Raw genomic sequence first — 19,615 nt, forward strand, 5'->3', positions numbered from 1 at the left:
GGCTGTATCCAGCATGATAAAAGCTGAGTTTAGTCTGCCTTTTTATCTGCATCTGTCTGCTTTCTTGTGTCGGGCTGCTTCGTGCTGGAAGAAGCAGTCCAACTTACCTGGCGAGATGGTTTACTCTGATGTGTCGGGGAAGTCCTCTTGTTTCTCAGTCGCTGCGCGCATCCTTTTACCAGATCCTCCGCTGCCTCGCGGATCTGATGCGGATTCTGAATCGTCACAAGGGCATAAAACATGTCTGGTGTTGGAATCTTCGGCAGGTAAATATAATAGGAAGGAACCCATTCGGTCGGGCTGTATTTTTCCTTGGCACGGTAGAGGTCGCGGAATCCATAACAGTCATTCAGGTGGTCGTAAGCGAAGCAGAGCAGCTTTTCGACCGGATTAGGGCTGTCATTTTCCAAGCCAGCGAGCGGGGCAACACCGAGGCTGCCATACTCAATGCCCTCGTTTTTGAAAACCTGAAATGCGTCGTAAAGAATCGTCTCCATCACGCCGCTCGGTGCGCCGGTTCCGTGGCGGGTGACGTCCGCCATGTAGCCTCTTTTGCCGAGAAATGGGACAAACACGATGAATGCCACGATTTTTCCGTCGGCGTCGGTGGCGTAGAAATATCGCTTGTCCATCGGATTTTCCAGCCCGACAGTTCCCATAACGAAAGTCAGCATCGAACTCTTTTTCTGTTGCAGCCATTCGTTCGTGATGCGGTTCAGATCTGCCTCAATTTGTGCATCCCGCTGCTTCAGCGGGCAGTATTCATGGACGACGACCCCGGCTTTCCGGGCGTGGTTGATGTTCATCCGCATCTTGGCGCCTTTCTTGCCAGAGATTTCATAGTCCGCAAGGTGGAAACGGGCTTCCTCCCCGTTTTTGACCCATCCAAAGCCCTGCTTCTTATATTCTTCCAGAAAATGGTCAGTGACGCTGATAAAAAACAGGTTGTGAGCGCTGCGCTGGCAAAATTCTTTAAATTCTGCCAGGAGAACCGGAAAATCGCTGTCCGCGCAGATGGGATCGCCGTTGATAACGATGGTGCTGCCGACGACTCCGTAGGGGATGACGCCGTCCACCTTCTGACCGAAATATAGGAGCTTGTCATCCTCCAGCGTCAGGTAGGCGCTGGGATTCTGGCTGTACAGGTTGACGAGGGTGCGGGCATGCATCAAATCCGAAGCATGGATGACTGGACGAAGCAGCCATGGGCGGACCGCATACAGAATGGAGGCGAGGATGCAGCCCCAGCTGAACCAGAATGTAACCAGTTCGACTACATGTGTTTCACGTGAAACATTGCTCGGATTTCCCATGCCGAAAATCATGGCAGTTCCCTGAATGAGACTATCCATCAGCGAGTCAAGAGAGGTTTCTCCCAGCGGTTTTACCGAAAAATGATAGCTGATACCGGCATTGACGATGATGCCTGCCAGTGCCAGCAGCAGAAACAGGAGAGAGCGTCCGAGGCTGCGCCGGTCAGACGGGCAGCAGAAGTCCTTCCGAAAACACAGGAGAAGCAGAAATAATACGGCTTCTGCCAGGTGAAACGGAAGATACAAAGGCGAAGAAAGTGCTGTCAGTCCGCGTAAAAAGCTTAAAAACAGCAGGAGAACAGCAATGTTCCAGGCGGCGCGCTTCCGTTTCCAAAGCTGGAAGGTCAGGATGAAGAGCACGACAGAAAAGGCACGCTGTACCATGTGCCCCATTTCCAGAAGGATACCGACGCGGTTTGCCAGTCCCAGCCCTGGCAGGAAGCTGAGAATAAAAAGTACAAGGGAAAGAACGCCAAGTGCGCCGATCAAGGTGTTTTCCAGTTGGACTCGTGAGTTCTGTTTCATATTATAATGTCCTCCGTGTCAGTCTTGTACAGATATAATCTGTAAGGTTGCTATGAAACGTGCATAAGCGCACAGGCGGCTTATGCTTGCCCTTGTTATAGTACGGAAAAACAGGGATGTCAAGATAAGATTTTGCATGGAAATAGGCGTGGAGAAATTCCGTTACCGTTTACGGGTAGGCACTTTTGGAACCGAAGGTGCCGTAAGAAAACGTGGTGGAAGCAGGAATTCTTTATGATAGAGGCAAAGGCACAGGGGGATTATGCAGACAGAAAAGGAACGGTTCAAAATGGAGAAAGGAAGCAGTTTGTTGGATAATTGACAAGCGAAGAACGCAGTTTCTATGGAAATCAAAGTAATAAAATGTAAAATTTTTGAAAGATATATAAATATATCAAAAATGAATAGTTAAAACAGTTGAAATCTACCAGAACGCGTGCTATAATCTGGGCATAGGGTGGTTAAAAAATTAACAGGAGGTAGTATCAATATGGCTAGATTTACATTACCGAGGGATCTCTATCATGGAGAAGGATCTTTAGCGGAACTGAAAAATCTGAAAGGCAAAAAGGCAGTCGTTGTCGTTGGCGGTGGTTCCATGAAACGCTTCGGTTTCCTTCAGAAAGTAGAGGATTATCTGAAAGAAGCTGGCATGGAAGTGGCTCTGTTTGAGGGAGTAGAGCCAGATCCGAGCGTTGAGACCGTTATGAAGGGCGCAAAGCTTATGCAGGAATTTGGTCCGGACTGGATCGTAGCGATCGGCGGTGGTTCTCCAATTGATGCAGCGAAAGCGATGTGGGCATTCTACGAGTATCCAGATACCAAGTTTGAGGATCTGATCACTCCGTTCAATTTCCCGACACTGCGTACAAAAGCAAAATTCTGCGCGATTCCGTCTACTTCTGGTACAGCAACTGAGGTTACGGCATTCAGCGTTATTACCGATTATCATAAGGGTATCAAATATCCGTTAGCAGATTTCAATATCACACCAGATGTAGCGATCGTGGATCCAGAGCTGGCTGAGACCATGCCGCAGAAGCTGACCGCAAACACCGGTATGGATGCGATGACCCATGCGATCGAGGCGTATGTATCCACACTTCATTGTGATTACACCGACCCGCTGGCACTTCACGCAATCAAGATGATTCATACCTATCTGGTTAAATCTTACAATGGCGACAAAGAAGCGAGAGCACGTATGCACAACGCACAATGCCTGGCAGGTATGGCATTCTCCAATGCACTGCTTGGTATCGTCCATTCCATGGCACACAAGACAGGTGCAGCTTACTCCGGCGGACATATCGTTCACGGTGCAGCGAATGCGATGTATCTTCCGAAGGTTATTAAATTTAACTCCAAGGAACCAGAGGCAGCTTCCCGTTATGCAGATATCGCGAAGTTCATCGGTTTACAGGGAGACAGCGACGAGGCTCTGGTTGACGCTCTGATCGCCGAGATCAAAGAGATGAACAAGCAGTTAAATATCGCTCCGAGCATTAAGCTCTATGAGGGCGGAATCATTGACGAGAAAGAATTCAATGACAAACTGGCAACCGTGGCAGAGCTGGCAGTTGGCGATGCATGTACCGGTTCCAACCCGCGTTCGATCAATCCGGAGCAGATGGCGAAACTTCTGACCTGCTGCTTCTATGATACAGAGGTTGATTTCTAATTTAAGAAGCTTCTGAATTTAGAATGCAAAATTAGAATGTAAAACATCGTGTTTCGATGTTGGAAGCGGTTCTGAAAAGAATCAAATATGTAAAATAAAGAAGCCATCCGGCTAAAAACTGGATGGCTTTTATCGTTGTGTTTTTTTGATAGCTGGTGTTTTGCATTTTTGGTGATTGGCGCGTTTGTGTCCTATGTGTTTTCTGCGTGGCTGTTTTTCTCGCCGTTTTCTCCGTCTGCCATTGCGTCATGCTGTCTGGTCAGCTGTGCCAGAAGTGCTTTCGCTTCCTCCGTACAGCGGAGAATCTGTGCCTGGTCCGGCAGCTCGATGTCGTGGATCAGGACATTCCGCAGCTTGCGGAGCTGGACAATCTGGTTGATCATTTCTTTGTCAAAGAGATCCATCCGCTTGAGCGTATTGATATTGAAGGCACCGCGGGAACGCGTCGAGGTGCGCCGTGCAGTCTTGTTGAGCAGGCGCTCTAATGGTACCCACTCCTCGAGGAACTGGTTGACTGCCTGCAGGGTTTCCGGTGAGGCGGTCTCCGGTTCCGTCCGCAGCTCCTGGTAGCACTGGTAGCGCTTTTCATTGCCGGAGATAATCTGATCGATGATCTGCTGGGAAATGGTGCGCCGATCCTTTTCAAATTTGACAGACCGCAGAATCGGGGTAATATCTTTGAGACCGGTGAGCTGTAAACGCTGCAAAAGCCGGTAGAGCAGGGCGATATTTCCCATTCGAAGCTCGATGTCCTCGGTTTTGAGATGGCTGCTCAGGAAATTATAGAGATAGGACGCCAGCTCGTACTGGCTTCCAAACGCGGCATTGCGGCTGCGGAGCCGCTCATTTCCGGCTGCCTGTAGGCGTTCCAGCGCGATCTCGCCGGCAAGGACCAGACCATTTAACTCATCTAAGATCGACAGCTCTTCCTCGGATAAAGTTCCCTGCATTGGCTTGTAAATCAGATCATGTTCAACCTCGGACCAGGCGTGCATGATCAGGGACGCCACCTGGATCTCGATGCGCGCCGATCCGTATTTTTTCTGTGATTCATTCAAAATTTCATCGCGCATCCGCGCGCGGTAATGGTTCGCCCAATAGCCGGAAAACCGTTTGTGGTAAGTCGGGGGTTTCGACTGTTCCGGGAACTGTTTAAATTCCAGGATGTTGAAAAGCTCCGAGATGATCGCATCTACCTTGCCGCGGTCACCGGGGAAATACAGGGAGACGCGTACACCGGACAGATCGGCAATGTCGTCGTAGATTTCCTCGATTGTCTGGTATGGTTCTTCACGTCTGGAATTGCGCCGCTGCACTTTTGTGCGGAGTCTGGCGGGATTCTTGGCGCGAGAGGTCACGATCGCCCGGATACCGGCATTTTGCAGGGCGAGCTGGAGCTTCTCTGCCGCGAGCCGCCCGGCTGCGTCGTAGAACGTCCATTTCATCTTGTATGTATCGATAAATTGTTGTATTAAATCCATAAGCAGCCCCTCCCAAGGTGCATAATAAAGCTTAGAAGAAAGCATTCTTATAAAAGAAATGCTTCTTCGTTCTATCATGAAGTATAGCAAAGATGGAAGCACTCTGCCAGTGGTTCTATGTAAAAAATATGTTACTGTACACGCATACGTGTCCAGTAACGGAATTTGCCGTGGCTTCGCATTTAAATACGGCAAATTCCTGCTGCCACCACGTTTTCTTACGGCACTTTCGGTTCCAAAAGTGCCTACCCGTGTATAGTAACAAAAATATTACTGTCCCCACATGTGTGCCCGGTAACCTAATATAGACTTATACACAGATTTGTGGTAAAGTTATGGACAGTGACAACGTGAAGAAAGAAAAGTAAGAGGTAACGCGGAGAAAACGGAACCGTTACAAAGAGACGAGAATTATGGGACAGTTTATAGTATTGGATCTGGAATGGAACCAGAGTCCGGCGGGCAAGGAAGGCTCGATGAACCGGCTTCCATTTGAGATTATTGAGATAGGCGCGGTAAAATTAAATAAAAATCTTCAAATCATTTCGGAATTTCGCCGTCTGATCCGCCCGCGGGTGTACCGGCAGATGCATTATAAGATATCAGAAGTGACGCATATGTCGATCGAGCAGCTTGACACAGAAGGCGAGGATTTTGTGCGTGTGATGACCGAATTTTTAGAATGGTGCGGGGATGATTACCGGTTCTGTACGTGGGGCTCGATGGATCTGACCGAATTGCAGCGGAATATGGTATATCACGGGATGGAGCTGCAGTTTCCATCGCCGCTTCTCTATTATGATTTGCAGAAAATCTATGCCCTGATCCACGGCACCAAGCAAAAGGAGTCGTTAGATACCGTGGTAGAGGAATTGCACCTCACGGAAGACCGCCCGTTCCACCGGGCGCTGGATGATGCGTACTACACGGGGCGTGTCATGAGTGAGATGGACTTTTACAGCATGATGGAGTATGTTTCAGTGGATTATTACCAGCCGCCGCTGACGGAGGAGGAAGAGATCTACCTGGAATTTCCAGAATATGCGAAATTTGTGTCGCGTGAGCATGAGACGAAGGAAGAGATTTTGGAGGAACGGCGTGTGGCGGAGATGGTTTGTTACAAATGCCGCCGGACCTTGCGAAAAAAGATCCGCTGGTTTTCCTCAAACCAGAAATTTTACTTCTGTCTGGCGGTCTGCCCGGAGCACGGTTATATGAAGGGAAAGATCCGGATGAAGAAGTCGGAGGACGGCTCGTTCTTTGCTGTTAAGACGACGAAGCTGGTCGGTGAAGAGGGAGCGGCCTACGTGGAGCAGAAGAAGGAGGAAACGAAGAAGAAGCGCGCGGAACGCAACAAGGCGAAGAAGTCTGGAAAGGCGGCAGAGGCAGCCGAGCGGATGGAGCGTATGAAATAGGAATTAGAGAAAAGAAAAAATTCATAGAAAAGAGTTACTGGATATGGAAATGTTTCTCCTGCCTGTTTAGAGTAAGGTAAAAGAAGAGAATTTCCACATCTGGTAACTCTTTTTGTGTCAGTTATGGGATTTTATGCGATCGTTTCTTCCTTTTTTTCGCCAGCGCCTTTCGGCGGTCCTGCATCATCAGGTCGAAATCTGCTTCGGACATTCCGCTGTCGCGCAGGCGTTCCGCGCGCCGTCTGCGGCGTTCTGCGAGGGCGTCCTCCTCCTGGCGGCGCTGCATCTGGAGAAAACGGATGCCGGCGGTGATCGCGCCGATCACGACAAGAATGGCGGTCAGAGCGGCGATGAATGTCGGTGGAACGCGGACGGAAATATGAAATAGCTGTCCAAAGGATTTACCGGTGGAACTATTTTCCTGATTAGCAGCCGATTCGGGCGGATTGGAGAGCGGCAAGGCCTCCGAGGAGCCGTTTGAGAGGGCAGTGTCGGAGCTGTCCTGCGCGGCAGCTGTTGCCACCTGGGATACAAGCTTTTCAGGAATATCTGCCGCTGTCTGGCTGCTGTCGGTGAGGGTCAGATATGCCTGGCCAACCTTGTGATCGCCGAGCGAATAAGTGACACAGGCGATCGTGCCGTCTGGTGCGCCAGCCGGGATCTCATAGTCGAAGGAGGTCGTTGTCTCCGAGAAATCCGCTGTTTTTGGAAGTACCACGCGGCTATCTGGGTCGAGGGACAGGGATTCGCCCCCGGCGGTAGACACATCTGCAATTTTCAAATCTTTTCCGATATTTGAAAAAGTTCGATCATAATCTGCAATTTTGACCGACTGGAAATTGTTAAATCCAAAGTCGAGCAGCCGGCTGGTATCCTCATACTGCGTGTTGTTGCTGTGCAGGATGACGGTAATCAGTGTTGTATCGCCCTGTCTGGCACCATTGACCAGTGTGTTGAGGGCGATGGAGGTATAACCGGTTTTGCCGCCGAGGACGTCTGGACGGTAGTACTGCGGCCAGTTCTTTTTGATCAGCTTATTGCCCGGGGAGATGCCCTGTCCCTCGGGATTTTTCTGGTTCGGCGGCAGTTTATAGTAGGTTGTTTCGACGATCTTGGCAAACGTAGGATTTTCAAATGCCGCCCGCGTGATGAGCGCCATGTCGTAGGCGCTGACATAGTGTTCCTCGTTATTCAGACCGCTCGGATTTGCAAAATGCGAATCCTGGCACCCAAGCTCGGCGGCTTTTTCATTCATCAAAACAGCAAATGCATCAGCGGAGCCAGCAACGTGCTCGGCGAGTGCGTTGGCAGCCTCATTGGCTGATTTTAAAAGCAGGGCGTAGAGGCAGTCCTTGACGCTGGCAGTATCGCCTGTATCGTATCCGGCGCTGCTGCTGTTGGACTCCACGTTGTAGACCGCGTTCTCGGAAAAGGTGACCGTCTCATCGAGGGAACAGTGATCCAGAACGATGAGGGAGGTCAGAACCTTCGTGATACTGGCGGGAGAGTAGGTTTCGTGGATGTTTTTTCCATATAAAACGACTCCGGTGTTGGCGTCCATGACGATCCCGGCATCGGAGTTAATCGAAATGTCCGACGGCCATTCAGTGGAGGCAAGCGCCTGCATCGGGGCGGCGAGCAGGGACAGCAAAAGTGTACCAATTAAAAACAAGGACAACTTGCTGCCTGTGCTGCCAGCTATTTTCGTCTTCAAATCCGGAGCAGCCGGGTGGCTGGAACTACCTGGAGAGCTGCCGACTCCGGAATTTCCGGAATTTTCTGCCCCTGATTTGCCTCTGCGGTGTTCCCGCAGGATACATGCAAGGCAGAGAAGAAACAGGGCGCCGGTCATCAGGCAGAAGGTGATGCCGATCCGGGCGGCTGTGTCCATGAAAAATGGTTCCGGCACGATGTTGATCAGAAGATCGGTCCGCGGATCGAGCTGCCAGAGATCGTTGGTAAAGAAGATTTTGTGGAAAATAATAAAATATTTCGTAAAATCAGTGGAAATGATCCCGGCAAGCAGGGCGGTCACGCCCAGAAATAAAACCGTCCCGGCGCAGAGCATCCGTGGCAGCAGGTGTTTTAACGGAACCTTGAAAAGTGCCAGCAGTGCAACCGATGCCGCTGCCAGAAACAGGCAGAGGCGGCGCAACGCCAGTCCTCCGAGAAAGAGGTTGCGGACATCCGCCATGTGCGCCTTCTCCCTGGCGTTGAAAAATTCGCGCGGCGTCCCGTCTACGACGGTGTCAATGTTCAGATCGTCGCGGCTGCCGCGCAGATACGCCATCATCTCGTCCGTCACGTAAAGCAGGTCGTCCATCTCCATATGGACATCATCGGCAACCTGGTAGCGGGTATATTCATTTTCATAATAATGCGGCGTCCAGTAGGCGACGGCTTCCACCGAGGTGATCAGAAACACGATCATCAGACTGAAAGCACAGATAAGCCCCAGAAGCCAGCTTAAATATGTTTTTTTCCGTGTCATATAAAACCTTTCGCGGCTGTCAGATTGTGGTACAGCTGCAGCCTTTCATTTTATGTGATAAATTTGTAAAGAGGTCGTTTGTTCTATTTTCCTTGAAACGGCTCTGTATGTTAAAGTTTCCGTTTCGTTATCCAGTATAACAGTTTCGGGGAAGCATGAAAAGGCGCGAAATGGAAAAATATGTGAAATTTTTGTTACTGTTTACGGGTAGGCACTTTTGGAACCGAAAGTGCCGTAAGAAAACATGGTGGCAGCAGGAATTTGCCGTATTTAAATGCGAAGCCACGGCAAATTCCGTTACTGGGCACAATGCGTGAACAGTAATAAATTTTTCGAAAGAATGGCGGGAGGGTGGAATAGGGGCTTGCCAGCTGGCGGAGGATTCCTGTATACTGGGGGAAGATGTTATAATCTGGAGCAGAAAGAGGGAGGATACGAATATGATAAAGGCAGTCATCTTTGATATGGATGGGGTCATCATTGACAGTGAAGGAATTTATCTGAATTATCTGTATGAATATGCAAAAACGAAAAATCCGGAGGTGACTCTGGAGAGTCTGCACGGGACGGTGGGGACGACGAAGCAGGACTGCTGGATGGTTGTGGAGAAGGCGATCCACAATGGTCAGACCTGGCAGGAGCTGCATGACGAGTATCTGGGGCGCTGGACGGACATTTTTAATTCGATTGATTATCTCTCGATCTTCCGCCCGGAGATTCTGGATGTGATGGATCGCCTGAAAGCAGAGGGCTTCCGGCTGGCGGTCGCATCCGCGACGAATATTGAGCAGGTGGAGCGCATTTTAAAGGAAAATGGTGTGGCGTCCCGTCTGGAGCGGATGATTAGTGCGAGTACGTTCAAGCGCAGCAAGCCGGATCCGGCGGTTTACCTCTATACGGCGGAGCAGATGGGCCTGCAGCCGGAGGAGTGCCTTGTGATTGAGGATTCGACGGTCGGCATCACGGCGGGGCACTGCGCGGGAATGACAGTGGCGGCGCTCATCGATAACCGTTTTTCCTTTGACCGGAGTCTGGCGGACTATGAGTTAAATTCGCTGGAGGAGATTGTGCCGCTGGCGGAGAAAATTCGGGATTTGAAGTAAAATTTGAGTTGAGTAAATTCAGGGATTCATTGCGGAAAGTATAATTGCGAAAGTGATGAACCATTGTACAAAGAAAATGAAAAGGAACCATGTATGTCAGGGAGAAGAATCACTGCATGTATGGTTCCTTTTTTGGCTGATTACTGTGAAACCTGCCGGATAAAGTCTCTGGAAACGTAGGCTTCCTGTCCGTTGTAGCTGATTACCGCCCATTTTTCGTCGTAATCACGGAGATATTCCACATCGGTATCTGGTGCTAGAACACCAATCCTGTCGGTGTCGGTGGATGGTTCCGGACGGACATTGACTGTGTCGGTGGTCCGGTAAACGGTCGATTCTGCGGCAACGGTCTCTGCCTCGGTTTCTGGAGCCAGCGATTCGGTGCTGACGGCTGCAGTAGAATCCGGTTTGGCATCCGTCGCAGGGCGTATCATCTTGATGATCAAAAGCAGCAGGATGATAATAATAATCAGAAGCACTGGTTTAATAATGCTTCGAAATTCAAAAGACGGACCGCCTGCATAGGCGCGCGGACGGCGACCCTCGGAGCTGCCGGAACGTGTGCCGGCAGGTTTTCCGTTTCCAGAGCTGGCAGAGGAATGTCGGCTGTTCCCGCGAAGGCGGGAAGAAGCAGGGGTTGGAGCTGCACTTCGGGAAGCCCGGGTGGATTTTTTTGTGTCATTGTAGTCATTTGCGAAGGTGTAGACCTCCTGCGACAGAAGGTGATGCGCCTGATTGGCGTTGTAGGCGCTGTTGTCTCCCTCATGGATCGCCTTGTTGCCGATCGTGCGGATCTTGTGGTAATGTTCGCAGGTGGTCTTGCTGATTTTTCCGGCGCTGTAGAGGGCGTCGATCATCTCCAGAAGACCGGTTTCCAGAATGCCATACCGCTCGCAGAGGCATTTGACCATGTATTCAAGGGTCTGGCGGGCTTTCACCATCGCCAGGTTATAATTCTTCTGTCCGATCAGGCGCTCGGTCTCGCGGACCCCGCCGTGGATCTGTTCCCAGGTGCTCTGACCTGTGTTAGCTGTTGTTCCCATAGGCATATCCTCCTGTGTATATGATGCAGGTCCGAAATCGGCGTGCCGGCGGCTGTTCCTGGACGGATACTGACTTTTGAATGTCCGGCGAACGGGTGAAAAGACGGCAGTCATTTCGTGACCGTATGTTTGGTTTTGCCCTAAAATTATTATAATATAATCGCTTGAATTATTCATCTATAAAATGATAAAAATTGGAAAAGTTATGAAATTTGTAAGAAAAGGACACAAAGTCGGACGGATTAGAAAGGACGGCATGGAGGAGAGTGGAGGCTGTTTATGGGCAGGCATTTTTGGAACCGAAAGTGCCGTAAGAAAACGTGGTGGCAGCAGGAATTTGCCATATTTAAATGCGAAGCCACGGCAAGTTCCGTTACTGGGCATGTATGCGTGAACAGTAACACGGGGATCGTAAAATGGTGTGAAAATAGAGCACCTTTGCTTGCGAAATGGGGGCTTCAATGGTAAGATAAGGATAGATCCGGCGGGTAAGCCGGGGCGTCTCAACGGAATGATACGGTACGGAAGAAAGTCCATCCGGGGCGGCGCAGATTGTAGACAGCAGGAGGAACGAAGATGAGATTACGCCATATACCGGGCGCAGAGCAGATGATAGAAGAAAACCCGCATGTGGTTCATGGGGCGAAGGAGAAGAAGGGAACCTGGCAGCAGATTTTTGGAAATGACCATCCGATCCGCATCGAGGTGGGTATGGGTAAAGGCCAGTTTATTTTGGAGCAGGCGTCCCGCAACCCGGATGTGAATTTTGTGGGTATTGAGAAATATTCGACGGTTCTTTTAAAGGCGATCCGCAAGAGAGAACAGATGGAACTGTCCAATATCTATTTCTTATGTGAGGATGCCAGAGAACTGGCAGAGATTTTTGGACCGGGGGAAGTAGAGCGGATTTATTTAAATTTTTCGGATCCGTGGCCGAAGGACCGACATGCGAGACGGAGACTGACCTCGCCGCCATTTATGGCAGTGTACGATCAGATTCTCCAGAAGGATGGAAGAGTCGAGTTCAAGACGGACAACCAGGATTTATTTTCCTATTCCCTGGAAGCCATCCCGGAGGCGGGCTGGCACATCACAGAATATACCCGTGACCTGCACCACAGCGAGATGGCAGAGGGCAACGTCATGACCGAGTACGAGGCAAAGTTCTCGGCGCAGGGGAAGCCGATCTGCAAGCTGGTGGCAGTGCGGTAGGAAAATCGTTACTGGGCACGTATGCGTGAACAGTAACAAATCGGGCAGGATTTGACGGTTATCTGAGCTGGCAGAACCGGAATAAAGAAAATAAAAGCTGCATATATTTACTATAATATAAAGAAGGATGGCTGGATGCGCGGCGGTGCTTTTTGTGAGAAAACTGGACTCACATGAATGGTAACGAGGCGCGCAGAGCGTTTGCCAGAAGTCAGGAATGGATATTAAAAAGCAGCTTACACGGAAACTTGTTCAGGCGACCAGCGATAAGGTGGAACTGAATAAACAGGCGTTAAAATGGAAAAAATCGATGGAAGAGGCAGCAAAGGCACTGGGAGGCGGTAAAAAGAAGCCGTCGTAAAGAGAAACAGGACACTTCTGTTGACTGCCTGTATGGATAGAACGAAAGGAGAAAATGAGTGATGGAAATGAAGTTTACAACTGCGAATTTTGAGGAAGAGGTACTGAAATCGGAGATCCCGGTACTGGTTGATTTTTATGCAGATTGGTGCGGTCCGTGCCAGATGATGGCGCCGGTGATCGGGCAGCTGGCGGGCGAGTATGAGGGAAGAGTGAAGATTGGCAAGCTGAATGTCGATGAGAACCCGGATATTGCAGTCCGGTATAAGGTTATGTCGATCCCGACGATGATTATTTTCCGGAATGGGGAAGTGTTCAGCAAGGAAGTCGGCGCTAGTTCAAAGAAGGAAGTGGAGAAGGCAATTGGGCGGGCGCTGTAAAAGCTGCGTCTTTGGAGTATGGCGTGGGGCAGGGTAAAAAAGGTTGCGTCTTTGAGTCCCGGCGTGCGCAGCTCGAAAAAGCTGGCGCTTTTCCTCGCTGTCGGGCATTCGCCCTATAAAGAAAAAAAGAGATAACGGATGCTGCTTATGTGCAAGCACAACGCGTCATCCGCCATCTCTTTTTTTCTTTGCACGCCTCATTGCTAACGCACAAAGTGCCTGCCCCACAGCTCTCGGTCTGCGAAACAAGCACTTGATAGTGCGCCTTCAGGGACTCGAACCCTGGACAAATAGATTAAGAGTCTACTGCTCTACCAACTGAGCTAAAGGCGCTTATTTTGTTTTCTTGCGGATGCCTCATCCGTAAGACATGTGTTATTCTACTCCATCCAGAATAAAATGTCAACAGTTTTTTAAATATTTTTAAAAATATTTTAAAAAGCATTATTTTCGGTATTTTTAAAACAGATAAGGGTATGGGCGAAGGAGACTCAGAGGGTATATGGGATGCAGCCATGGGAGAAATGACGAGGTGGGTTTTGCACATGGGACGGTGGATAAGTCTGGAAAGAACGTCGTGGAAAGGGGATCACAGATTTGGGTGTTTGTAAAGGGAGAAAATGATTTTTGTGCAAAATTCTGATTCGAAAAAATATAGGGGAATCCTCTTCCATTTTTAATCTAATTGGTGTATGCTTAAATACGTCACGACGAACACACTATATATTGTGTTATGAAAGAAAACGAGTTCAATATTTTGTGTGTAATTCTAAAAATTACCTAAATACAAATCAAAAATAAAGCCAATCGTAAGACAAGTCGGAACGGAAAAGAATCCTGTCAGTGAAGGCATCCGGACATGAAAAATAGCCTGTCAGAAGAAGGCGTTGCTCTCATGAATGAGGAAATGAGAGTAAGCTGGGGGACGGGAAATGGATACAGATGGATGTTCGATGTATGCCATAAAAGTAGAAAGAGAAATCACAGAAACGGGAACCGGCGAGTCAATTTATAGATTATAGAAGACAAGTCATAAAACGGGCTTAAGGGTAAGGAGAGGGAACAGGGATGGAAGACACAGTAACAACCAATGTAATCAAACGAAATGGAGAAGAAGTACATTTTGACCGGGCGAAGATCGTAAATGCGATCACGAAAGCAAACGGCAATGTGGAGCGTATTCACCAGATGAACCCGTACCAGATTGAAGCGATTGCAGATACGATCGCCGAGCAGGTGCAGGAGATGCCGCACGCGGTGAATGTGGAAGATATCCAGGATATGGTAGAGACCAGCATTATGGAGATGCGTGGTTATGAGGTTGCACAGAAATATGTGCGCTACCGCTACCGCAGGGAGTTAAAACGCAAGTCCAACACGACCGATAACGGCATCCTGGCACTTTTGGACCATATTAATGAAGAAGTGAATCAGGAAAACTCCAACAAGAACCCGGTCATCAACTCGACCCAGCGTGACTACATGGCGGGCGAGGTCAGCAAGGACTTATCCAAGCGTGTGCTGCTGCCGGAGGAGATCGTCCGCGCGCATGAGGAAGGCATCATCCATTTCCATGATACCGACTATTTTGCACAGAAGGAGCACAACTGCGACCTGATCAATCTGGAGGATATGCTGCAGAATGGCACTGTGATCAGTGAGACGATGATCGAGAAGCCGCACAGTTTCTTTACGGCCTGCAACGTGACTACCCAGATCGTGGCGCAGGTAGCCAGCAACCAGTATGGCGGACAGTCCTTTACTCTGGCGCATCTGGCACCGTTTGTGGACATCAGCCGTCAGAAGCTGCGCAAGAACGTGATTGCAGAGCGCACCGAGTGCGGCGAGGCACTGGATGAGGATATCATCAACCGCGTGACCGAACGCCGTCTGCGCGAGGAGGTTAAGAGCGGCATCCAGACGATCCAGTACCAGCTTATCACCCTGATGACCTGTAACGGACAGGCTCCGTTTGTCACGGTATTTATGTATCTGGACGAGGTTCCGGAGGGACGGACCAGAGATGACCTTGCGATGATCATCGAGGAAGTGATGCTGCAGAGAATGCAGGGCGTCAAGAATGAAAAGGGCGTCTGGATCACACCGGCGTTCCCGAAGCTTATCTATGTGCTGGATGAGGACAATATTACGGAAGGTTCGAAATATTGGCACCTGACTGAGCTGGCAGCGAAATGTACCGCGAAACGGATGGTTCCGGACTACATTTCTGCTAAGATTATGAAAGAATTAAAGAAGGGCGAGGTTTACCCGTGCATGGGCTGCCGTTCTTTCCTGACGGTAGAGGATTCCCAGATGCTGCCGAACGGCAAGCATAAATTCTATGGACGTTTCAACCAGGGTGTTGTCACGATTAACCTGGTCGATGTGGCTTGTTCTTCGGAGGGAGATATGGACCGTTTCTGGCAGATTCTCGATGAGAGACTGGAACTGTGCCATCGTGCGCTCCGCTGCCGTCATGAGAGGCTGCTCGGCACGATCTCCGATGTGGCGCCGATTCTGTGGCAGAATGGTGCGCTTGCCCGCCTGAAAAAGGGTGAGACGATCGACAAACTCCTGTACAACGGCTATTCTACGATTTCTCTGGGATATGCAGGTCTGTATGAGATGTGTATGCGGATGTTAGGAAAATCCCACACCGATCCGGAGGCGAAGCCATTTGCACTGAAAGTTATGCAGCGTCTGAATGATAAATGCAAAGAGTGGAGAGAGGCGGAGAACATCAGCTATTCTGTATACGGCACGCCGATGGAGTCTACGACTTATAAATTTGCAAAATGCCTGCAGAAGCGCTTCGGTATCATTCCGGGCGTTACGGATAAGAACTATATCACGAACAGCTACCATGTACACGTATCCGAGAAGATTGACGCGTTCAGTAAGCTGAAATTTGAGGCAGAGTTTCAGAAGCTCTCCCCGGGCGGTGCGATCAGCTACATCGAGGTGCCGAATATGCAGACTAATATTCCGGCAGTTCTCTCTGTGATGCAGTTTATCTACAATAATATTATGTATGCGGAGCTGAACACCAAGAGTGATTTCTGTGAGAAGTGTGGCTATGACGGCGAGATCAAGATTGTTGAGGATGAGGCTGGCAAGCTGGTGTGGGAGTGCCCGAACTGCGGCAACCGCGACCAGAACAAGCTCTTTGTCGCACGCCGTACCTGCGGCTACATCGGAACCCAGTTCTGGAACCAGGGACGTACCCAGGAGATCCGCGATCGGGTGCTGCATCTGTAGGATGTGGTGAAAGCCTCCGAGAGTACATTGGTCTAGGGGAGGAAGATATGTATTACGGAACCATCAAAAAGCATGATATTGCCAACGGTCCTGGCGTGCGCGTCAGCTTGTTTGTGTCGGGCTGCCGCCATCACTGCAAGGGCTGTTTCAATGCGGAGACGTGGGATTTCCGATATGGACAGTTATATACAGAAGAGACGGAGAAAGAGATTTTAGCGGCATTGGAGCCGGGATATATACAGGGCTTTACGCTGCTCGGCGGAGAACCGTTTGAGCCAGAAAACCAGATGGAACTGGTACATTTACTCCGGAAGGTGCGCGAGACGTATCCGGAGAAGGATATCTGGTGCTACAGCGGCTATCTGTGGGATCGGGATCTGGCAGCCGGCGGCGTGGTCCATACAGAGGTGACAGACGAGATGCTGTCCTATGTGGATGTGCTGGTGGACGGAGAGTTCGTGGAAGCGGAGAAGGATCTGACCCTGCAGTTTCGCGGAAGCCGGAACCAGAGGATTCTGGAGCTTAAGAGAATAGGAAGAAAATAATAAGAATGAGATAAAAAGCTGCTGCAGATCGGAAAAAACTTTCTGATCTGCGGCAGCTTTTTGCATTACAAGGGAGATACAGCAAGCATATACGTGCCTTTGTAATCCGGGGCAGGCTATCATAAGTGGATATTTTCTTCAAAGGGCATAAATAACCCACCTAAGCATCCGCATTTGTGGTAAGATGGACTTAATAGGGGGTATAGCTATGGAGTCTGGAATTCTGATGATTGTGATAGTGGTTATTGGTGTCTTTTATCCGGTATATACAGCCTGGATTTCTCTGGTGGCGGCACCGGTGTATCTAAAGATAGGTTTCCTGTTTGCGATGGCAGGAGCACTTCTCGTCATGAGAATCCTGCGGAAAGAAAAGCAGATAAAATGGATAGTTCTGATCGGCATTCTGGGGGCATATGCCTGGAGTCTGTATAGTTGGTATGACGAAGAGTGCCATTACCAGTATGCGAGAAGCGTGCATGGAGATTCGGGCAATGCTTTGATGCTGTTTGTTGGCACCTTTACATGTCTGATACCGTTGTTTTTGCTGGATGCCGAACTGACCTGGTGGATGGAGTCCCGGAAGAAAAAGAAAGAAGAGAGTCCTGAATCTGAGAAGGAAACAGAGAAAAAAGAAAACCGTCTGGCAGCAGGAATGAAAAACTGGTTTGGAAAGCATCGCCAGACTCTCTGTACGCTGCTTATCTGTGCGATGGGCTGTGGACTTCTCGTGGTTCTGCTATATCCGTATAAGTGCTGGGAGGAAGGATGTTACAATCTGGCCTTTGATGGCATATACTGTGAACAGCACAGGGCAGAGAAGATAGAAGAAAGTAAACGGGAAGAAGAGGAACGTAAAAAAAGAGAACGGGCTGAGCTGATAGAATTACAGAAGAAAAAAGAAGAAGAGGAATCCAGAAGCCATGAGGAATATCTTAAACGGATAGAAGAGGATCCCTTGTGGGAACTGAAACAACGGAGTCGTAAAAACACACCTGCGCAGAGGGGAATACCACCGGTGCAAAAGAATCTCCAGAATCCCTATGCAGCGTATGATGCAGGATATGATGATGTTATGGAAGGTGATGATTATGACTGGGATCGCTACCGCCGGGATTCAGAATATGCCGATGGTGTAGATGATGCCCTGGATGAGCGGGAAGAGTATGGACGGGATGACTGGTAAGGTATCTTGCTGGTGGACACCTTATATATAATATTCGGATAGGTTAAGCGGTACTGTCTTTTCAGAGGCGGTACCGCTTCTGTTTTTAAAAATAGGATCACCAAAAAGAGCTGTCACAAAAGCCGGTGCAAACCGTCGGTTGACAGCTCTTTTTTGGCGTGCGATCCGCACATGAAATCACTTGTTTCCGAATGTTTAATACATTCCATCGTAAGGATCTTCTTCCTCATGAACTTCAAATAGATCGCCGGGCGTACAGTCCAGTGCGGAGCAGATGCGGGCGATGGTGCTGAAGCGGATGGATTCAGTTTCATTGTCCAGAATTCGGCTGGCATTTTTATAGCCAAGCCCGGTCATGGCGATAAAACGGTATTTCGTCAGACGCTTTTCAGCCAAAAGTTTATGAATGCGAAGTTTAATCGTGACAGTTTTCAATTCGGAATTTCCTCCTTTGTATACACACAGTGTCACATTAAATATAAAGGATTTTCAATGTGCGGATAACTGGCTTAAACAATAGCTGATGTAAAGAAACTGATAGATACATTAAAAAACTGTTCACTGGTTTGTGTAAAAAAAAGAACTGCCACGCTCATGACAGTTCTTACGAAAACAAATAGATAGTAAAAAACATCAGCTGTGAATCGCCTCTAAGGCGCCTCACTCCCCCCATTCTCTTCTGCGTAAAACATCCGGTACTGCGCCGGGGTGATGCCGATCTCCTGCTTAAATACGCGGATAAAATAGGATGGGATCCGCAGTCCTACCATCTCACCGACCGACTGGATCGTGGCGTCGGAGTGGAGGAGAAGCTGGGAGGCGTGTTCGATGCGTAGTTTTTTCAGGTACTGCATCGGGCTGGCACCGTATGCCTGGTGGAAGCTGCGGATTAAGTGGGACGGGCTGTAGGAATACTGGCGCGCCAGATCGTTTAAGGAGATCTCCTCCGTGTAGTGGGCATCCAGATAGTCGCGCAGCGTCCGGGCGATGCTTTCCTTCTCGCGGCTGTAGCAGTACGGCGCATAGAGAACCTGGAGAAATTCAATGAAATCATTCTGGAGCTCAAACGGCGTCCGCACGGAGGACGGAAAGCTCTTTTTCTGTGTGTATTTGCTGAAAGAAACCAGGTTCATCCGCTGCAGGTACTTTTCCAGCTTCTCCCGGTTGGCTTCCGGCACGGTGCCGGTGCGCGGCAGGGAGAGAATGAAATTCTGCGGCGAATAGTAAAATTTCGGCGCGGCGCGCCGGGTTACGTTGTCCGGGTAAAATTCATCGGACAGGCTGTATTTGCCGTTGGTATAGAAATGCACCCAGCTCGTCGTGGTCTTTTCCTGGCAGACGCGGCTGCCGCGGTGCGGGGTATCGGGGGTAATGATAAAAAACTGCCCGGCATTCAGTTCAACGCGGAACGGATCCTGTTCGAGATATAAAGTTCCGCTGTGAACATAGATAAGATCAAAGACATTTCGGATCGTCCGGCGCTCATGGATATCGCCGGGGCGGTAAACACATCCGCCTCCGACGATAAAATAAGGAAGGGGCGGACAGTTTAAATTAATAAAATTCATGATGTATGTACTCCCGTTTAAATAAAAACAGCCACGTAACAGGAATCCTGTCTGAAC

Annotated in this window: 15 protein-coding genes and 1 tRNA gene; 9 read left to right on the plus strand and 7 right to left on the minus strand. The window is 49.5% G+C overall.

Annotated features, from left to right (window positions below):
• Nucleotides 1-29: 29 nt before the first annotated feature.
• Nucleotides 30-1,838 carry a phosphatidylglycerol lysyltransferase domain-containing protein gene (locus tag DWY89_RS11310; RefSeq protein ID WP_118523828.1) on the minus strand — a complete coding sequence of 603 codons (1,809 nt, stop codon included), beginning with the start codon at nt 1,836-1,838 and terminating at the stop codon, nt 30-32.
• Between the two features lie 490 nt (nt 1,839-2,328).
• Here DWY89_RS11310 and DWY89_RS11315 point away from each other — a divergent pair, with 490 nt between their 5' ends.
• Complete coding sequence (locus tag DWY89_RS11315; protein WP_022359140.1) at nt 2,329-3,519, plus strand: iron-containing alcohol dehydrogenase; 1,191 nt, start codon at nt 2,329-2,331, stop codon at nt 3,517-3,519.
• A 191-nt stretch (nt 3,520-3,710) separates the two neighbouring features.
• Here DWY89_RS11315 and DWY89_RS11320 read toward each other — a convergent pair whose 3' ends face one another.
• A complete protein-coding gene (locus DWY89_RS11320; protein ID WP_118523829.1) occupies nt 3,711-5,000 on the minus strand; it encodes a RelA/SpoT domain-containing protein in 1,290 nt (429 codons plus the stop codon).
• A gap of 413 nt (nt 5,001-5,413) precedes the next feature.
• Between DWY89_RS11320 and DWY89_RS11325 the strand changes: the two genes are divergently transcribed.
• Entirely contained in the window at nt 5,414-6,415 is a 1,002-nt protein-coding gene (locus DWY89_RS11325) for a 3'-5' exonuclease (RefSeq protein ID WP_118523830.1), read from the plus strand.
• A gap of 121 nt (nt 6,416-6,536) precedes the next feature.
• Here DWY89_RS11325 and DWY89_RS14830 read toward each other — a convergent pair whose 3' ends face one another.
• The gene (locus tag DWY89_RS14830; RefSeq protein ID WP_337496727.1) at nt 6,537-8,906 is read right to left on the minus strand and encodes a TIGR01906 family membrane protein; all 2,370 of its coding nucleotides are present in this window, start codon (nt 8,904-8,906) and stop codon (nt 6,537-6,539) included.
• Nucleotides 8,907-9,346: 440 nt separating this feature from the next.
• Between DWY89_RS14830 and DWY89_RS11340 the strand changes: the two genes are divergently transcribed.
• The gene (locus DWY89_RS11340; protein ID WP_107000922.1) at nt 9,347-10,009 is read left to right on the plus strand and encodes an HAD family phosphatase; all 663 of its coding nucleotides are present in this window, start codon (nt 9,347-9,349) and stop codon (nt 10,007-10,009) included.
• 140 nt (nt 10,010-10,149) lie between these two features.
• Here the strand turns inward: DWY89_RS11340 and DWY89_RS11345 are convergent, their stop codons facing one another.
• On the minus strand, nt 10,150-11,052 hold the full coding sequence (locus DWY89_RS11345; protein WP_107000921.1) for an SH3 domain-containing protein: 903 nt from the start codon (nt 11,050-11,052) through the stop codon (nt 10,150-10,152).
• Nucleotides 11,053-11,628: 576 nt separating this feature from the next.
• Between DWY89_RS11345 and trmB the strand changes: the two genes are divergently transcribed.
• The 3 genes from trmB (at nt 11,629) to trxA (ending at nt 13,004) form a co-directional block, all read left to right on the plus strand.
• Nucleotides 11,629-12,264 carry a tRNA (guanosine(46)-N7)-methyltransferase TrmB gene (gene trmB, locus DWY89_RS11355; RefSeq protein ID WP_118468982.1) on the plus strand — a complete coding sequence of 212 codons (636 nt, stop codon included), beginning with the start codon at nt 11,629-11,631 and terminating at the stop codon, nt 12,262-12,264.
• A 217-nt stretch (nt 12,265-12,481) separates the two neighbouring features.
• A complete protein-coding gene (locus DWY89_RS14410; protein ID WP_182426662.1) occupies nt 12,482-12,625 on the plus strand; it encodes a hypothetical protein in 144 nt (47 codons plus the stop codon).
• Between the two features lie 61 nt (nt 12,626-12,686).
• The gene (gene trxA / locus DWY89_RS11360) at nt 12,687-13,004 is read left to right on the plus strand and encodes a thioredoxin (protein ID WP_118468980.1); all 318 of its coding nucleotides are present in this window, start codon (nt 12,687-12,689) and stop codon (nt 13,002-13,004) included.
• A 260-nt stretch (nt 13,005-13,264) separates the two neighbouring features.
• Here trxA and DWY89_RS11365 read toward each other — a convergent pair.
• A tRNA-Lys gene (locus DWY89_RS11365) sits at nt 13,265-13,337 on the minus strand.
• A 735-nt stretch (nt 13,338-14,072) separates the two neighbouring features.
• Between DWY89_RS11365 and nrdD the strand changes: the two genes are divergently transcribed.
• The 3 genes from nrdD (at nt 14,073) to DWY89_RS11380 (ending at nt 17,990) form a co-directional block, all read left to right on the plus strand.
• Nucleotides 14,073-16,262 (plus strand): anaerobic ribonucleoside-triphosphate reductase, encoded by a 2,190-nt coding sequence (gene nrdD, locus DWY89_RS11370; RefSeq protein WP_117796798.1) that lies wholly within the window; start codon nt 14,073-14,075, stop codon nt 16,260-16,262.
• Nucleotides 16,263-16,309: 47 nt separating this feature from the next.
• On the plus strand, nt 16,310-16,807 hold the full coding sequence (nrdG, locus tag DWY89_RS11375; protein WP_118522276.1) for an anaerobic ribonucleoside-triphosphate reductase activating protein: 498 nt from the start codon (nt 16,310-16,312) through the stop codon (nt 16,805-16,807).
• A gap of 208 nt (nt 16,808-17,015) precedes the next feature.
• Complete coding sequence (locus tag DWY89_RS11380; protein WP_118524693.1) at nt 17,016-17,990, plus strand: hypothetical protein; 975 nt, start codon at nt 17,016-17,018, stop codon at nt 17,988-17,990.
• A gap of 195 nt (nt 17,991-18,185) precedes the next feature.
• Here the strand turns inward: DWY89_RS11380 and DWY89_RS11385 are convergent, their stop codons facing one another.
• Nucleotides 18,186-18,425, minus strand: a complete 240-nt coding sequence (locus DWY89_RS11385; protein ID WP_022359127.1) for a helix-turn-helix transcriptional regulator — start codon at nt 18,423-18,425, stop codon at nt 18,186-18,188.
• A gap of 215 nt (nt 18,426-18,640) precedes the next feature.
• Nucleotides 18,641-19,558: an AraC family transcriptional regulator gene (locus tag DWY89_RS11390; protein ID WP_117796802.1), complete on the minus strand. Its 918-nt coding sequence runs from the start codon at nt 19,556-19,558 to the stop codon at nt 18,641-18,643.
• Nucleotides 19,559-19,615: the final 57 nt, after the last annotated feature.

The organism is Clostridium sp. AF27-5AA (genome assembly GCF_003478415.1).
In the GTDB taxonomy this organism is placed as follows: domain Bacteria; phylum Bacillota; class Clostridia; order Lachnospirales; family Lachnospiraceae; genus Otoolea; species Otoolea fessa.

Bases quoted from the DNA above. Each gene is read 5' to 3' on its own strand.
- nrdG (WP_118522276.1), top strand. From the start codon at position 16,310: ATGTATTACGGAACCATCAAAAAGCATGATATTGCCAACGGTCCTGGC.
- DWY89_RS14410 (WP_182426662.1), top strand. From the start codon at position 12,482: ATGGATATTAAAAAGCAGCTTACACGGAAACTTGTTCAGGCGACCAGC.
- DWY89_RS11325 (WP_118523830.1), top strand. From the start codon at position 5,414: ATGGGACAGTTTATAGTATTGGATCTGGAATGGAACCAGAGTCCGGCG.
- trxA (WP_118468980.1), top strand. From the start codon at position 12,687: ATGGAAATGAAGTTTACAACTGCGAATTTTGAGGAAGAGGTACTGAAA.
- DWY89_RS11320 (WP_118523829.1), bottom strand. From the start codon at position 5,000: ATGGATTTAATACAACAATTTATCGATACATACAAGATGAAATGGACG.
- DWY89_RS11345 (WP_107000921.1), bottom strand. From the start codon at position 11,052: ATGGGAACAACAGCTAACACAGGTCAGAGCACCTGGGAACAGATCCAC.
- DWY89_RS11315 (WP_022359140.1), top strand. From the start codon at position 2,329: ATGGCTAGATTTACATTACCGAGGGATCTCTATCATGGAGAAGGATCT.
- DWY89_RS14830 (WP_337496727.1), bottom strand. From the start codon at position 8,906: ATGACACGGAAAAAAACATATTTAAGCTGGCTTCTGGGGCTTATCTGT.
- DWY89_RS11390 (WP_117796802.1), bottom strand. From the start codon at position 19,558: ATGAATTTTATTAATTTAAACTGTCCGCCCCTTCCTTATTTTATCGTC.
- DWY89_RS11310 (WP_118523828.1), bottom strand. From the start codon at position 1,838: ATGAAACAGAACTCACGAGTCCAACTGGAAAACACCTTGATCGGCGCA.
- DWY89_RS11380 (WP_118524693.1), top strand. From the start codon at position 17,016: ATGGAGTCTGGAATTCTGATGATTGTGATAGTGGTTATTGGTGTCTTT.
- nrdD (WP_117796798.1), top strand. From the start codon at position 14,073: ATGGAAGACACAGTAACAACCAATGTAATCAAACGAAATGGAGAAGAA.
- trmB (WP_118468982.1), top strand. From the start codon at position 11,629: ATGAGATTACGCCATATACCGGGCGCAGAGCAGATGATAGAAGAAAAC.
- DWY89_RS11340 (WP_107000922.1), top strand. From the start codon at position 9,347: ATGATAAAGGCAGTCATCTTTGATATGGATGGGGTCATCATTGACAGT.